The sequence below is a fragment of the Microcoleus sp. Pol17C6 genome, from assembly GCF_036701145.1.
Lineage (GTDB): Bacteria > Cyanobacteriota > Cyanobacteriia > Cyanobacteriales > Microcoleaceae > Microcoleus.
Genome location: NZ_JAUBQH010000006.1, coordinates 75,165 through 90,662 on the forward strand (window position 1 = coordinate 75,165; position 15,498 = coordinate 90,662).

At 47.5% G+C, this 15,498-nt stretch carries 12 protein-coding genes, 1 tRNA gene and 1 pseudogene; 6 read left to right on the top strand and 8 right to left on the bottom strand.

Annotated elements, in window-relative coordinates; translation table 11 throughout:
* Positions 1-213 precede the first annotated feature (213 nt).
* The 6 genes and pseudogenes from xylB to QUA25_RS05055 form a co-directional block, all read right to left on the bottom strand.
* Positions 214-1,656 carry a xylulokinase gene (gene xylB / locus QUA25_RS05035; protein WP_333036075.1) on the bottom strand — a complete coding sequence of 481 codons (1,443 nt, stop codon included), beginning with the start codon at positions 1,654-1,656 and terminating at the stop codon, positions 214-216.
* A gap of 21 nt (positions 1,657-1,677) precedes the next feature.
* Positions 1,678-6,834 (bottom strand): PAS domain S-box protein, encoded by a 5,157-nt coding sequence (locus tag QUA25_RS05040; protein WP_445305258.1) that lies wholly within the window; start codon positions 6,832-6,834, stop codon positions 1,678-1,680.
* A gap of 235 nt (positions 6,835-7,069) precedes the next feature.
* Positions 7,070-7,474 (bottom strand): annotated as a pseudogene (locus tag QUA25_RS29415) (mannitol dehydrogenase family protein); the annotation flags it as partial.
* Positions 7,475-7,737: 263 nt separating this feature from the next.
* Positions 7,738-8,787 (bottom strand): CAF17-like 4Fe-4S cluster assembly/insertion protein YgfZ, encoded by a 1,050-nt coding sequence (gene ygfZ, locus QUA25_RS05045; RefSeq protein ID WP_333036205.1) that lies wholly within the window; start codon positions 8,785-8,787, stop codon positions 7,738-7,740.
* Between the two features lie 101 nt (positions 8,788-8,888).
* Positions 8,889-9,272: a hypothetical protein gene (locus QUA25_RS05050; protein WP_333036076.1), complete on the bottom strand. Its 384-nt coding sequence runs from the start codon at positions 9,270-9,272 to the stop codon at positions 8,889-8,891.
* Between the two features lie 192 nt (positions 9,273-9,464).
* A tRNA-Val gene (locus QUA25_RS05055) sits at positions 9,465-9,536 on the bottom strand.
* 72 nt (positions 9,537-9,608) lie between these two features.
* On the opposite strand from QUA25_RS05055, the gene QUA25_RS05060 reads away from it, so the two are divergent.
* Both QUA25_RS05060 and mazG read left to right on the top strand, forming a co-directional pair.
* Positions 9,609-10,199, top strand: coding sequence for a metal-binding protein (locus QUA25_RS05060; protein ID WP_333036078.1), 591 nt, complete (start codon positions 9,609-9,611; stop codon positions 10,197-10,199).
* A gap of 6 nt (positions 10,200-10,205) precedes the next feature.
* The gene (gene mazG / locus QUA25_RS05065) at positions 10,206-11,033 is read left to right on the top strand and encodes a nucleoside triphosphate pyrophosphohydrolase (RefSeq protein ID WP_333036080.1); all 828 of its coding nucleotides are present in this window, start codon (positions 10,206-10,208) and stop codon (positions 11,031-11,033) included.
* A gap of 127 nt (positions 11,034-11,160) precedes the next feature.
* On the opposite strand, the gene QUA25_RS05070 is transcribed toward mazG, so the two are convergent.
* Positions 11,161-11,562 carry a helix-turn-helix transcriptional regulator gene (locus tag QUA25_RS05070; RefSeq protein WP_006634106.1) on the bottom strand — a complete coding sequence of 134 codons (402 nt, stop codon included), beginning with the start codon at positions 11,560-11,562 and terminating at the stop codon, positions 11,161-11,163.
* Positions 11,563-11,750: 188 nt separating this feature from the next.
* Between QUA25_RS05070 and QUA25_RS05075 the strand changes: the two genes are divergently transcribed.
* Positions 11,751-12,134 carry a hypothetical protein gene (locus QUA25_RS05075; RefSeq protein WP_333036081.1) on the top strand — a complete coding sequence of 128 codons (384 nt, stop codon included), beginning with the start codon at positions 11,751-11,753 and terminating at the stop codon, positions 12,132-12,134.
* A gap of 127 nt (positions 12,135-12,261) precedes the next feature.
* Here the strand turns inward: QUA25_RS05075 and QUA25_RS05080 are convergent, their stop codons facing one another.
* The gene (locus QUA25_RS05080; protein WP_190746013.1) at positions 12,262-12,747 is read right to left on the bottom strand and encodes an allophycocyanin subunit alpha-B; all 486 of its coding nucleotides are present in this window, start codon (positions 12,745-12,747) and stop codon (positions 12,262-12,264) included.
* 205 nt (positions 12,748-12,952) lie between these two features.
* On the opposite strand from QUA25_RS05080, the gene QUA25_RS05085 reads away from it, so the two are divergent.
* From QUA25_RS05085 to QUA25_RS05095, 3 genes are all read left to right on the top strand, one after another.
* Positions 12,953-13,078, top strand: coding sequence for a hypothetical protein (locus QUA25_RS05085; RefSeq protein WP_333036082.1), 126 nt, complete (start codon positions 12,953-12,955; stop codon positions 13,076-13,078).
* Between the two features lie 138 nt (positions 13,079-13,216).
* Positions 13,217-14,629 carry a 23S rRNA (uracil(1939)-C(5))-methyltransferase RlmD gene (gene rlmD, locus QUA25_RS05090; RefSeq protein ID WP_333036084.1) on the top strand — a complete coding sequence of 471 codons (1,413 nt, stop codon included), beginning with the start codon at positions 13,217-13,219 and terminating at the stop codon, positions 14,627-14,629.
* A gap of 132 nt (positions 14,630-14,761) precedes the next feature.
* Positions 14,762-15,487: a DUF6884 domain-containing protein gene (locus QUA25_RS05095; protein ID WP_333036086.1), complete on the top strand. Its 726-nt coding sequence runs from the start codon at positions 14,762-14,764 to the stop codon at positions 15,485-15,487.
* Positions 15,488-15,498 lie beyond the last annotated feature (11 nt).

The following is a 15,498-nucleotide window of genomic DNA, read 5'->3' on the forward strand; positions in this document are numbered from 1 at the left end:
AAAAGGTTAATACCAGCTAATCTGTCTTATAGATCATTTTAATTATTATAATTTTTAGTAAAGTTTAAACGGTTTAATTCCCCGACTTAGAGGTGATAGTTTTTAAGAAAATTTTAGTTTTTTATCTAGGCTTACAAAGTTTTGGCAACCCTTTCTACTTGATGAGAATTAAATTTTGATAAAGACTCAATTATTACTTTTATAAAATGCTGATCAGATATTTTTAAGTCGTGGATAAAGGGATTGATATCGCATCCAAGCCTCTTCTAGGGTTGGATCAACTGATTGCGGACTTGCAGCAAGCGTTGGTGCGGCTACCATTTTGATGGTGTCATTAGCATCTGCGTATACACCAATTCCGATACCCGCCAGTAGAGCAGCACCACGCGCGGAAGCAGCAGCAACTGTAGTTGTATAGAGGGGTATTCTCAATACATCAGTCAGTAATTGTTGCCAAGGCATTTCTGCCGTTCCACCGCCTGCTAAACGCACTTCTGTGGCTTTAAAACCTGTTGCCTCAAGTGCCTCAAAACCTTGTCGCAAGGCAAAAGCAACTCCCTCTAAAGCTGCCCGCATCAAGTGCCCCTGTGTGTGATGAAGTCCCAGCTCCACCCATGCGCCGCGTATATAAGGGTCAAGGTGTGGAGTTCGCTCACCCGTGAGGTATGGCAAAAATGTCAATCCTTCACATCCTGGGGAAACAGAAAACGCTTTAGTATAAACTTGCTGCCAGCTCAAGCCGAGGATACCTCGCACCCACTCAAGCGCTAACCCCGCATTTTGCATGGCTGCAAGGCTGTACCACTGGTTCGGTACGGCGGCTCGATAGAGATGTGTACGACCATGACGATCGATAATTGGTTGCGATCGAGGTGTAATAATTTGAGCGCCTGTGCCGATCGTTAGTTGAACCAAACCAGCCTCTAGTAGTCCGTTACCAAGTGCCGCCGCTGCGGTATCCGCAGCACCAGCGATAACCGGTAAGCCAACAGGTAAGCCGAGATGCTCTGAAGCAATAGTTGTTAAGTAGCCGGAGATCGCACTAGAGGGAATAATTTTTGGTAACCAATCACCACGTAGATTCAAGGCTGAGATGGCTTCCGTTGCCCATTTGTCCGACACAACATCGTAAAGCAAAGTACCACTAGCATCAGATGGTTCGGTTGCGACTTCTCCAGTCATCCGTAACCGCAGCCAATCTTTTGGCTGAAGTGCCCAACGCGCTTCGGTGTAGACAGTAGCCTCGTGTTCTCGTAGCCACAACAAAGTTGGACCCGCCATTCCAGCCGTAATCGGGTTGCCCAATCGCTCTAGAATAGTGGCATCGAGCGAATGATAAGTGTTCAGCGAGGCACTAGAGCGAGTATCTGCCCAGAGGATAGCAGGACGCAGGGGCTGACCAGACTCCGAAGCTAGGACAACGCCGTGCATTTGTCCTGAAAGTGCGATCGCCTGTACTTGGTCAGCGTGATTTTCCACTGCCTTCCTAACAGCCGAGGCAACAGCTAACCACCAATCTTCTGGTTCCGACTCAGCCCATCCAGGGTGGGGTGCATGAACAGGATAAGAGCTTGATGCTTCACCTATAGTGGTTCCGTCTGTCGCTAGAAGCAATGCCTTAGCAGAGCCTGTTCCTAAATCTATGCCAAGCAGCATGATAGCTAATCCTCAAATCATTCAGTGTCTTAGCAAACGGGCGATCGCTTTTACCAATTCCTCATGTTCAAAAGGCTTCGAGATATGCACCTGAAATCCGGCAGCTAAGGCTTGCTGCTGATTGATTTCTCCAGCATAGGCAGTAAGTGCGATCGCAGGAACCGTGCCTCCCTGTTGGGGCGACCACTTTCTAATTTGTCGAATCAGGGCATAACCATCCATCTCTGGCATTCCAATGTCACATAAGAGCAGATCGGGGACAGATTGATTCAGAAGGGTCAACGCCTGTACCCCCGAAGCGGCTGTCGTAACTTGTGCGCCAGATTGCATCAGGGTGAATGCTGCCAACTCCCGCATATCGGCATCGTCGTCCACAACCAAGACCCGAACACCTGCTAAGTCGTCTGCCGCACTTTCTGCGTGCCTGTCATCAGAAGAGGGTTCCGGCTCTACGATGTTTAACGGTAGCCGGATGGTAAATGTAGCCCCTAAGTTCTGTCCTAAGCTGTCTGCTTGAACGGTTCCTCCATGCAGTTCGGTAAAATGACGGACGATCGCTAGTCCCAATCCCAATCCGCCGAATTGTCGGGTTGTTGTACCATCTTCTTGACGGAAGTAGTCAAACACATGGGGTAAAAAGTCTCGTCTGATGCCTTTTCCAGTATCTTTGACTTGAATCTGAGCATACATACCAACCTGTTCTAGTTGCACCTCGACTCGTCCTCCGGTTGGGGTGAACTTCACAGCATTGGAGAGCAGGTTCCAGACTACTTGTTGGAGGCGATTGGTATCGCCTGAAACCGTTCCTGAAATAGGATTAAATGTGGTCTGGATTTGAATGTGTTTGGCTTCGGCTGCCAGTCGTACCGTTTCCCGTGCAGCCTCAATCATTGCCGCTAGATTCACAGGAGCGACGTTAAACGTCATTTTTCCTTGCAGAATGCGCGAGACATCCAATAAGTCCTCAATTAATTGAGCTTGCAGCTTGGCATTGCGTTCGATCGTTTCCAGGGCTTGCTGGGTTTTTGTGGTATCTAGTCGCCCAGTTCGCAGCAATTTTGTCCAGCCCAGAATTGGATTGAGAGGCGATCGCAACTCGTGGGACAATACCGCTAAGAATTCGTCTTTAATCCGGTTAGCGGCTTCTGCTTTTGTGCGATCGCGTTGAGCTACCCGGTACAACTGAGCGTTGTCGATCGCCAAGGAAGCACGACGCGCCAATTCCTCTGCCAGTTGCAAATCTGCTGAGGTATACCGTCGTCCAGATTCGGCTGAGATAAAGGAAATGACCCCTAGAATTCGTGCCTGAGTTCGTAGTGGCACCGTCATTACGGATTTGAATCCAACCTGCAGCAGAATCTCTAAATGCTCTGAATCACGCGCTGCCTGTACCAGCAGTTCATCGGGAATCTCCGGCAGCAAGTCAGATTGCCCAGTTCGCAGCGTCAATGCAGCACCGCGAGGGTCATCGGGGTTCAGAGGATACTTGTCTCTCATCTGATATGCCCATTCCAGTTTGGCAGGGTCGATGTGAGCAACCGCAATCTGCTCGATCGCACCATCCTCTTCTATGATGTGAACCGTACACCAGTCGGCTAATTCCGGTACTGTAAGCTGCGCGACTCGCTCTAGAGTCGTTTGATAATCGAGTGAGGATGCAAGCACTGCACTCGCCTCAGAGAGAAAGCGTTGGGCACGTTCTAAATGCACCCGTTCCGTCACATCTACCACATAAACTAGAACGCCTTCTACCTGGCTAGTTGAGTTAACCGTTGGGAGATAGTAAACATTGTAGTAACCGGGACGGCGATCGCTGCGTGCGGGAACATTCACCGCAAAGTTCGGTGAGATGAAAGGATTCCCTGTTGTGTAAATCCGATCGAAGACTTCGAGTAATTTGGGATCGAACTGACCAAAAAGTTCTCGAATTGAAGAGCCTAAGTGCTGCTCGCGGGTTAATCCATTAATTTCTGCTAATGCTTCGTTGATGGCAATAAATCGCTGCTTTTCATCTAACAGAGCAAGTCCAATGGGTGATGTTTCAAAGATGGTTTCCAGTTGGCGCTGTGCGGCTTCTGCTTCGGAGCGTGCAAGGCGCTCGCGTTCTAACAGTTGTTCCCGTTCTTGTTCTGCTTGCTTGCGCTCCGTCACATCCAGCACCAGCGATAATACCGAAATCATCCGTCCCGATTCGTCCCTGAGACTGGAGTTATACCACTCGCAATGCACAATGTTGCGATCTTCGGTGTAATTGCGGTTGTATGAAAAAATATGGGGTTCTTCGCCATAGACCAGCCGTTGGCAGACTTGAGCAACTGCTTCCAGGTCTTCCTCAAAGACAAAAGGTATCTCTGTTAAAGATCTGCCCAGCATTTCTTCGGCTTTCCAGCCCAAAATGCGCTCTGCACCAGCAGACCACCGAATGAGTCGAAAGTCTCGATCCCATTCAACCACTGCCATTGGAGAGTTTTCAACATGGAAGTTGAGCTTTTGTAGGGCTTGACGCAACGCCTCTTCTGCTTGCTTGCGTTGTGTGATATCGATGACGACGCCGATCGAGTGCTTGGGATTTCCCTGAACATCATAAGTAAACTTTCCTCTCGCTTCCACCCAGTGAACCGAGCCATCTGACCAACAGAGGCGATATTCATGGTGATACTCTTTCTTTTCAGCTATGGCTTGCTGAAATTTCGCCTCAGCTTGTGCTAGGTCATCGGGATGAACCCGACTTGCCCAAACCTTATAGCCCGGTTCGCACTCATTCGGTTTTAGCCCTAGTATCGTGAAGTGACCTTCTGACCAAAGCAAGGCATTGGTCTGTATGTCCCAGTCCCAGGTTCCCATGCGTCCAACCTTCAGAGCGAGTTGCAGGTGAGCTTCACTTTCTCGCAATTCCGCTTCTGCCCGCGATCGCTCCACGGCTAGCCAGGTTTTTTCGGCAATGCGCTCCATCAGCACCACATCTTCCTCGGTCCATTGGCGAACAGAGACATGGTGCAACACCAACAATGCAACAAATCGCCCTTCTTTCACCAATGGAACACATAGGAGAGATTGGGTTTGAATTGCGTCAAAGGTAGCAGCCGCCGATCCGGCAGTCCTAGGATCGCGAGCGACATCATCTACGACAATAGTTTTGCCCTGCTTTAATTCAGCAATAAGTTCAGGGCCAAACGAATCCATGTGATGTCTACCCACCACGCTGATGACACCATTGCAATAGTCGCGATCGACGATGACATATTCCTGAGTACAATCAATTTCGCCGTAGGTACAGCGAGTGACATTGAGGTGCTCTCCTGCGGAGCTAACCACCCGCCACATAATTTCCTTCGAGTCTTGAATGACACGAATCGCGTCATTCAGTTCAATCAAAAACTGTTGCTGCCGTTCTTTTTCCTGTAGCTCTGCCAGCAGTGACTCAATCTGTCGCCGAGCCTGAACTTCGGCTGTCACGTCAATGTTATAAATCAACACACCCTGAATGGTTCCCTCAGCATCCCGCCAAGGCGCAAAGATGTAGTTGAAGAATCCCTCTTGCAACACACCATCACTGTTTCGAGCCCAGTAAGCAGGCGACTCATTTCCAATGAACGGTTCTCCCGTCCGGTAAACCCGATCGAGCGCTTCAAAGTAAATTTGTCCCTCTAGCTCGGGGAAAACGTCCCGCATTGATTTCCCGATAATGTCTGAAGTGCACCCAGCCACTTGCAGATAGCTTGGATTGGCAAATTCATACACGAGATCGGAACCTTTAACAATGCCAATCATGGCGGGGAACTGGATCAGGATGTCATACAACCGCTTGCGTTCGCTTTCTGCTTCGAGTCGGGCAGTTTGTTCTCGTTTTAAAAGGCGATCGCGCTCCGCTTCCATTTGTTTGCGCTCTGTGATATCAACCGAAACGCCAATCATGCGAACTCCCCGTCCGCTTTCATCCAGATAAACTTGTCCCTGACTATTGATCCAGCGCACAACGCAGTCCGGACAAATTACCCGATACTCCTGCATGTAGGAATGTTCTCCAGCACTTGCCCGTTGGGTCGCTTGGATCACCCGTTGTCGATCATCTGGATGAATGAGCGCAAAAAAGTCTTCTCCTGTGCCTTCCTGAAGACCCCAAACCTCTAGAGCATTACCAGAACACACCACCTCATTGGTCTGCAAATCCATATCCCAGACAAATATCTGAGCTGCCGTCAGTGCCAATTGCAGGCGTTCTTCGCTCTCTCGTAAAGCCTGTTCAACCTGTTTGTAATCCGTCACATCACGAGCAATACTCAGCACTGATACAACAGAATCATCACTGGCAAATTCGGGGACAATACGTGCCTGATACCATCGAATACTATTTAGAGTCGGAAACTTAAATTCAATCGTCTGTTCCTGCCCTGTTGCAAAGACTTGCCGTAAACTATCATGCCAAAAACGATTGAGGTGTTCTGGCATTCCTAGCTCAACATTGGTCTTGCCAACAAATTGCCCTGATGGAATACCTGTTACCAGTTCTACAGAAGGGCTAACATAAATATGGCGAAACTCTGTATCAATTCGGCTAATAATGTCTGGGGCATTTTCAGCCACCATCTTGAACTGTTGTTCTCGCTGCCGCATTTCGGATTCCAAGCGTTTGCGCTTTGTCACATCCCGAAAATAAACTGCCACACCTTCGGCAGATGGGTAGGCATTTGCCTCTATCCAAGACTCGACAGATTCGCCGAATTCTTCCCAGGAAACAGGGACTTGTTCCGCCACTGCCCGATGTAGTTCTCGATAGGGAATTGCACCGACTAGCTCAGGAAAAACATCATTCCAAACGTGCTTTCCCAGTAGCTCTTGTGGCGTTTTGTGCAGGATTTTAGCCGCCGCCCGATTCACATAGGTGTAGCGCCAATCGCGATCGAAGGCGACAAAAGCATCCGTAATGCTTTCAAGAATCGTTGCCACCTTGCGCTCAGTTTCTTGGGCAGGGAACAACTGTTCGCATTCAAGAGTGCGGGCAAAGTTTTCAATGACTTCAGAGCGAGAAATTCCTCGCCTGTGAGCCTCTTTATCTAGCGATCGCCATGCTGTATTAGTCAGAGATACGCTCACTCGTTGTTTCGTCTCCGATTTCCAATTGCTAACAAACTTGCCTCTGGCGTCGCGCTTCATGAATATCCATCCGTATGCATACACGGTCTTCTCTATTCAACCTGAGTTACTTCCTCTGGAGAATCCGCCTTAAGATAGATGCTTTGGCAAGAGAGAAGATCGGAAAGAATGACCTCAATAAATATTGCGCTGTACGGGCTGCTGAATTTCCCTTTGCACTCGTAGACATAGACCTGGGCTAGACGGGAGAATCTTACGGGTTTAACGTAGTGCAGCCGTGGCAGTGTCAAATAAGTTTCCTCACGGAGGCGGATGGTGCCTAGGACAATCGGGCTAGCGTTGCTTTAGCACCGAACTCATGAAAACTACGAAACTGGTCAGCAACAGTCTCGACGAAGCGTGGTGAGTGTACTAAATCTCCAAAAATTTCCGGTAGCTTGAGTAATAGTCTGGGATCTAATTCAATCAAACTGGCGCGTTGAGTGAGGATGTCTGCTAATGGGTCATCAAGGGGAATATGTTGCCATTGTCGATCGTGACTATTGATGTATCTACCCCAAGCAGCAATCGTCTAACTTAAGTAATCGATCGCACCTTCAAGTTGTAATTTATCGCGGAGCGAGCCCAAAACAAACTTAGGAATTTTATCCGATCCATTCAGGCTAAAGCGCGGAAGCCTATCGCGAATTTTTGGACGGGAAAACCGTTCAATTAAACTTTTTTTATAATCGTATAAAAATCTGCACTATTCCTACAGCAAAGATTATTCCTACTCGCAGGCAAATTGTAATTAAGCGGGATGTAAACTTTTTCACTGAAAAACTCTTTTTTTTCTGTGACGAGTGTAATGCCGAATTATTGCTGTTGTTTGTTTGGGAATCTATATAAAGATAGGATTCGTGTCAATTTATTACGTTAAAATTCACCTAAATCAACCTCAACAAAAAAGTTTTGGGCGCTGCGGCGCCAACAGGAGATCGAGCGCAACTAGGAACTCAAGAAAGGTAGATTTACTACTTCCCCTGATACCGCTCCGACTTGCACTTTCAGTCCTTCGCCGCCCGCTTTTGTGCGGATGTAAGCAAGACCAAAAAAGCCGGATTCAGTTTCCGTAAAACTGGTGAGTTTGCCGACTTTTTCCTCTCCGATTGTGACAGTTGTTCCGGGTTCAACCGCACCGCTCAACTGCACGCCCCAAAGCTGCTGTTTGACTCCTTTGTAGGTATTCAACCGGGCAATTGTTTCTTGACCGATGTAGCAGCCTTTGTCATAGGTAATAGTGTGTAAAAGGCGGGCTTCTAAGGGGTTGTAATCATCTGTGAGTTCAAAATCGGGTGCGGGGCGTCCTTGTTCGATTCGCAGTTGTTCCCAAACTCGATCGCCCATCGGTACGGCCCCAGCTTTGACTAATTCATGCCACAACTTGGCTGCATCGCTTGCTGGCGCAATTAACGTGTATCCGGGAGTTGCTAAACCGCTACCAACCGCCACTCGGACTTCCATACCTGCAAAATTTATCAATTTGTGAGTAGCGTAAGGTCGATTTTCTAGTTCGGTAACTCCGATTTTTTCTAGTAGTTGAGTGCTTTCGGGCCCGATGAAACTGAAAGCAATACTTGTATCAGTTAAATCTGTTAACTCAACGCGATCCATTGGGAAAATATAGCGATCGAGCAATTCCAGCAGTTGGTGGCGGCGGTTGGCTGATACTAGCAGCAGTACGGCATCTTCTGTAGCGTAAGCGGTGGCGAGGTCGATCGTCCGGGCGGTGGATGTGACGAAAACGGTATCGCAACCTTGACCGGGTTTGAGTATATTGAAGTTATTGGTACTTTGATTGTGCAAGAACCGCAGTCGATCGCTGTCTGAGATTTGAATGCGTCCCCAGTGAGTGCGATCGTACAAAGCCACACCTTTTTTAGTTGCTGCGATCGCTTCTGCGTCGTTACCAAAACTCACTGGCACAATTTCTTTGGTTGTTAACTCTGCAAAAGTAGCACCAGCCGCTGCTTGAATGTCGTGCAATTCTTGAATCAGCATAAAATTTTGTTGAGTGTAGACTGTTGACTATTGACTGATGACCGTTGACTGTTAACTGTTAACTACTGCTTCCCTGTCAACTGACAACTGACAACTGACTATTTGCCCAAATTGGCAAATATTTCTTGTATTAATTGACTGGCTTTGGCATCAAGACGATTCCAATCTACATCGCCAGTGTCATCGTCAATCAAGCTAGTGTCAATTACGACTTCCTGGCTTTGCAGTTGAGAGTGAGCGGGCTGGTAGTTGACAAAGCAGACTCGATAGCAAAGTTCCCAAATATCGACGCATCTTTGCTCGCCTTGAAGCTCTAAAATTAGTTGATAGCCCGGAATTGGAATCTGCACTTCTTGATAAGTGCCCGTCCAGACAGACTCCTCTAATTGTTTGCGGATGTTGTCGAGCACTCGGATCATGGCTGGCTGCATGAGCAGTTCAGCTTGCTGCCACGCGATCGGGCTGGTTATTTTAGGCTTCATATACACGGTTCTAAAAAAGAAAATCAATAAATTAATTTTCTAGCATTGGGTGCCAACTTTTGAGACATCCGCCACAGAATGTTAAATTTAGTCGTCACCAAATTCAAAAGTCAGCCGTCAACAGCAAAAGTTAAAGCCGTTCTCGGCTTGACGGCTAAAAACGGCTGAAACTGTTGATATTGAGTTATCGGATGGGTAATGTAGGATTTGAACCTACGGCATCCTGCGTGTAAAGCAGGCGCTCTACCACTGAGCTAATCACCCAATTGCACTCACCGGGATTTATCATATCACAGTAACTCAGAAAGATCAAGTAAAAAAAATCCTAAACTTTAAATGCCCTCTGGCCGCACCCACGATCAAATAACCATGTGGAGTTTGCCCTTGGTGGCAGCCCTCACCTTTGGCCAGACTCAGAGCAGCAACCTGACTTTGCTCGTTTCCGGCAGCTTCTTATTCGGCGGGCTGATGTTTGGCCCCGACTTGGATATCTACTCTTGCCAGTATCAGCGCTGGGGATGGTTCAAACCGATTTGGCTCCCGTACCAAAAAAGCCTGCGCCACCGCTCTTTTTTGTCCCACGGCCCTCTGATCGGCACTGCTTTGCGAATCTTGTACCTCGCTATCTGGATTGCGGTTCTCGGAATGTTGGGATTGGCAATTGCCGAAAAAGTCGGGAACTTAGGCGGGAATTGGCAGGATGTGGTTTTGAGTTACGGGCGATCGATCTGGGAACACCACATCGAAATTTTAGCCGTTTACATCGGTCTAGAATTGGGCGCGATGAGCCACTATCTGAGCGATTGGGGCGGCTCGGCTTACAAAAGATTGAAAAAAAAAGGATTGAGCGGGTTGCGCCCTCCTGGCACAATTAAGAGGCGCAAACGCCAACCAACCCGTCGCACTTCCAGCAAATCTAAAAGGTAAATTCCGATGTCTAATTCCCACAGTCGATCGCTCACAGCACTCAAAGAACTTATAGAAGTTGTGGCTAAATTGCGATCGCCAGACGGCGGATGTCCTTGGGATTTAGCCCAAACTCCCCAAACTCTCATTCCTCACATCATCGAAGAAGCTTATGAAACCGCCGACGCGATTCGCAAAGGAGATAAAAATGCGATCGTCGAAGAATTGGGCGACTTACTGTTACAGGTAATTCTGCAAGCTCAAATTGCCAGCGAATCCAATCAGTTTACCTTCGCCGAAATCGCTGCGGGCATTACAGAAAAACTAATTCGGCGACATCCCCACGTCTTCGGCGATGTCGAACTCAACAGCGTGGATGAAGTCAACGAAAACTGGGAAAAAATCAAAGCAGCAGAAAAAGGCACAACTTCGGAAAAGCCGCCAACTTTAGCCTCGAAAATGAGCCGTTATGCCAGCACTTTACCGCCGATAACCGCCGGGATGAAAATCTCTCAAAAAGCTGCGGAAGTGAGTTTTGATTGGGACAGTGTAGACGGCGTTTGGGAGAAATTTCACGAAGAAATGGCAGAATTTGAACACGCTCTCAAACACGAGGATAAGGCAGCGCAGCAGTCGGAATTAGGAGATATTATGTTTGTGTTGATTCAATTAGCTCGCTGGTACGATTTAGATCCGTCGGCTGCTTTGCAAGGAACAAACGATCGCTTTGTGCAGCGGTTTGCGAAGGTAGAGGCTGCGTGCGATCGACCTTTATCAGATTATGCCCCAGAAGAGTTAGAATCTCTGTGGCAGCAAGCTAAAGCTTTAATTGCTAAACAAAAGGGCGATCGGTAATCAATCACCGCAGATCAAGACAGATAAAATGACATCAGCGTTCATCAGCGTTCATCAGCTAATATCTGCGGTTCAAAACTCCCCATCTCAAGAATTTAGTTGCATCAGTTCAGATGTCAGCAACCAACTACTCGTAAAGCTTCGCGTCATTGTACGGCGGATGTTCGCAAGCGATATAAAGCGCATTTGTCGGTTCCAGGGCTTCCCCAGTCACCGGATCGATCGGCTTGAGCACAAAGCATAACAGAGAGAGCGATCGCCAATCCAAACTTTCTAACTTCCCGCGTTCGTAGCGACTAACAGTAGCATTACTAATACCGACATCTTTTGGTACAGGATCTCCGGCTGTCCGAAACAGAGCGGCCTCGTATTCTTTTGTGACCATTTCTGTTTCAATAATTGACCAGCCCCGAATCTCTCTAGCTGCTTTCAGAAGTTTGCCCAATCTACCGCGTCCCGTATCCGTAAATCGCACAGGGCGCAGTTTTTCCTGATCGACGACAGCCTTAAAGTCAAGAAATCCCGGCATTTTACAGATCCAATTTAACTCTTAAGCTAGCTGTACTTTTGCCTTGCTCAAGGCAGCACACAGGGTTTGAGCATTACACATTTAGAAACATTACTGCAACTTTTCTGCATTCGTGTAGAATGATATGATATAGTAAGATCCAAAGACGAACACAAACTAACTCACCCAAGTTCAGGAGTGACTCAGCTATGACAGCACTGTTTCGCCGCATCCAACCCTCCAAAAAGCTCCGCATCACCGTCAGGTCGATCGCCCAACTGCTCAAAATCAGCCAAAATCAAATTAAGCGAGTCGAATCCTGGGCTTTCGTGGTGTTTGTGCATCGTCGGGACAGAGGCGGACAATTTCTCAGCTACCGGAAGCTGGAAGAATGGCAAAATGCGATCGCGCATCATATCCAAACCTGCCCCACTCTTAGAGAACTCTCGCAGCTCAAAACATCCATTCACTACGACAGCCGGAAATTCCAAAAACAATGTCTCCCAAAAACCCTTGACTTTTTAAATCAAATGTGTATTGAAAGACAAGACGAACTCAACATTTGGGAAAGCTTAAACAGCATTGCTTCCTAGCAGAAATTAGGCAGATTTCCTTGCCCAAAACAGAAGCGAAACATTTGCGAGCAATTGCGAGATAAAATCACCCCAAAAATCACCCGCGAATGCTCCGCCACATCCGTGAAAGCAATCACGAAAGCAATTAAGACATTGCCTGAGCGATATAATCAAAATAAGGAGCTGCTTCCTTAGCATCATCCTGATTGAGCAAAGCCAAAGAAGCTTCCTTCAAACAGCGGATAGCTTCGACCATGCCAGGAACAGGAACGCCGAGAGAATTATACATTTCCCGAACGCCAATCAAACCGATGCTTTCGATCGGCTCCTTGTCACCCGCCAAGATACCGTAGGTAATCAGGCGCAAGTACCAGCCGTAGTCGCGCAGACACAAAGCCCGTTCGCGTTGGCCGTAAGCATTGCCCCCAGGAGAGATAAAATCAGGTCGTTTTTTCCAGAGTTTTTTGCTAGCTTCTTCAACAATTTTTTTCTCACTGTCAGACAGCGCAGTAGCAATACGCACCCGCTGTTCTCCGGTTTTAAAAAAATCTTTGATGCTTTGAAGTTCGCCGGTACTGGGATAGCGAAGTTCGTCGTCGGCTTGGAGAATTAATTGGCTAACTACGCTCATTGTTATTCAAATTTGAGGATAACATTAATAAACATTCCCATCTGTTGGCGACGGGATTCTTGGTTCGCAGACTCGCCTTGCTCCTAACATTTATCAATCCTAGAAGTAGAGGGTAAATCTCCCCAAGCGTTATGCTTGATGTTCAAGCCAGTTTCCTTGTGTTCCAAGGTACTGCGGGAAAAACTCAAAAACTGCGAGTGAAAGTTTGGATGTCGGCAGACACTTTGACTGTTTAACGAGTTTTTGCTACATCGCCCCAACAGCCGATCGCACCGACGGGATCGAGGCAACTCGCGACAAGCTCGACTCCCCGGTTGAAGCTTGGCTTTAGCAGCAAGACGTTCAGCAGCAGGAAGACCGCCTGCAATTGAGCTTGAGTGCGATGGCTTACGCCCCGCTTCGCTACGACTTATCTCAGGAAAGAGAGAGCGATATTGCATTACCATATTAAATCCTACCATGACTACTTGTGACCAAATCTAAATTCCCCACCCCAAACTCGACGAAATTGGCAAACCCTTGCCAGCAAGGTCAACTGATTGAGATAGAGATTACCGACTTGACAGACACCGGCGATGGAGTTGGTCGTTTTGGTGAGTTAGTAGTGTTTGTGCCCGATACAGTGACGGGCGATCGAGTCCTTGTCCGCCTCGTGCAAGTCAAATCCACCTATGCTACAGGCAAGCTGGACACACTTCTGGAAGCCTCCGAACACCGCATTCGAGCTAACTGCATTGTCGCCGACAAGTGCGGCGGCTGTCAGTGGCAGCACGTAGATTATCCATATCAGCTTGCAGCCAAGCAAAATCAAATCATTCAAGCCTTAGAAAGGATTGGCGGATTTAGCAATCTGCAAGTTGATGAAATTTTAACGGGAAAAATCGAGGGATTTCCTCAATTTTTGGGATACCGCAACAAAGCGACTTATCCCGTCGCAATATCTGCAACAGGTCAAGTCCAAGCAGGTTACTATCAAAAAAGCACCCACAAATTAGTCAATCTCAATCAGTGTCCGGTGCAAGACCCGCGCCTCAATCCTTTGTTAAAAGAAGTCAAAGAAGACATCCACTGGCGGGATTGGCAAGTCTACGACGAAAAGAAACATACAGGAGAAGTGCGTCACTTGTCCTTGCGGATCGGACGGCGCACGGGCGAGATGCTGCTAACTTTAATAGTTCGCACTGGAGAGTTGCCGGGACTCGAAGAGCAAGCATCAGAGTGGCTGAAACAATATCCTCAACTGGCAGGGGTTTGTTTGAATATAAATCCCGCTCAAACTAATGTGATTTTTGGTTCCGAAACTCGCTGCATTGCGGGTCGTTCTTATCTGCGAGAAAGTTTTGCTGGTTTGAAATTTCAGCTAAGGGCTGATACTTTTTTCCAGGTAAATACAGAGGCGGCTGAAGCTTTGTTAGAGGTGATAGTAGGGGAATTGAATTTGCAGGGAAATGAGATTTTGGTTGACGCTTTCTGCGGAATTGGTACTTTTACTTTACCCCTGGCAAAACAAGTAAAAATAGCTATAGGTTTAGAAGTGCAACCGGCGGCGATCGAACAAGCTAAATTAAATGCTGAGTTAAATGACGTGAGAAATGTCGAGTTTCAGGCGGGAACTGTAGAGAGTTTGCTGCCTTCCTTGGGATTGACACCGGATATTTTGCTGCTAGATCCCCCGAGGAAAGGGTGCGATCGCGCGGTTTTGGAAGCTATCAAGGAAATCAAACCAAATCGCATTGTTTATGTTAGCTGCAAGCCTGCTACCTTGGCTCGCGACCTGAAGATTTTGTGCGAAAATGGGGATTATAAGTTAGCGCGAGTGCAGCCGGCGGATTTCTTTCCTCAGACTTCTCATGTTGAATGTGCCGCTTTTTTGGTGCGGTAAATCAAAAGGGCGATCGCTTTTGGGAATGAAAGGGCGATCGCATCTGCTACCTCTACTTCATCAGGCTAGTTGTAAAGCAAGAAAGAGAATAATGTGGTAAATAACATGAATAATATATAGTGAGTTCTGAATTTGCGACATCTGCTAATTTTGGCTTGCTCGCAGCGTAAACGTTCGGATGCTGATTCGCTGCCTGCTATTGAGCGCTATGATGGTCCAACATTCCGTTTGCTGCGTCGTTTTCTGCGGAAACAACCATCAGCACCGTTAGAGATATATATTTTGTCAGCTAAGTTTGGCTTGATACCGAGTGACTATCTGATTCCAAATTATGACCAACGAATGACAAAAATGCGATCGCGCCAACTGCAACCAGAGGTCATTGCTAAATTTGAAGATATCCTCAGCGCAAAGTCATACCACAAACTTTGCATTTGTCTGGGTCGAGATTATTTCCTTGCACTGGATAAATACGATATGCTAATCAAATCAGGATTAGCTGTGCGAATTGCTACAGGCTCCTTGGGTAAAAAGCTGGCAACCTTGCATGATTGGCTGTACGGGAAGCCCCCGGAACTAGCTAGTGGAGAGGCTGTTGTCCCCCAAGGGAAAGCGAGTCTTAAAGGGATTGAGGTTGTTTTGACACCAGGAGAAGTGCTTGATTTAGCGCGTCAAGGGTTGGTGGAAGGCAAGGGCAACCCTGGTTGTTACCAGTCGTGGTATGTGTTAGTTGGCGATCGACGAGTATCGCCGAAGTGGTTGGTAAGTCTGTTGACAGGATTGCCTGTCAGCGATTTCCATTCAATTGCGGCTAGGCGAATGCTGCAACAACTTGGTGTAGAAATTTATAGAGAATAATCAAATCTTAA

Bases quoted from the DNA above. Each gene is read 5' to 3' on its own strand.
- mazG (WP_333036080.1), top strand. From the start codon at position 10,206: ATGTCTAATTCCCACAGTCGATCGCTCACAGCACTCAAAGAACTTATA.
- QUA25_RS05080 (WP_190746013.1), bottom strand. From the start codon at position 12,747: ATGAGCGTAGTTAGCCAATTAATTCTCCAAGCCGACGACGAACTTCGC.
- QUA25_RS05070 (WP_006634106.1), bottom strand. From the start codon at position 11,562: ATGCCGGGATTTCTTGACTTTAAGGCTGTCGTCGATCAGGAAAAACTG.
- xylB (WP_333036075.1), bottom strand. From the start codon at position 1,656: ATGCTGCTTGGCATAGATTTAGGAACAGGCTCTGCTAAGGCATTGCTT.
- QUA25_RS05075 (WP_333036081.1), top strand. From the start codon at position 11,751: ATGACAGCACTGTTTCGCCGCATCCAACCCTCCAAAAAGCTCCGCATC.
- QUA25_RS05050 (WP_333036076.1), bottom strand. From the start codon at position 9,272: ATGAAGCCTAAAATAACCAGCCCGATCGCGTGGCAGCAAGCTGAACTG.
- QUA25_RS05060 (WP_333036078.1), top strand. From the start codon at position 9,609: ATGCCCTCTGGCCGCACCCACGATCAAATAACCATGTGGAGTTTGCCC.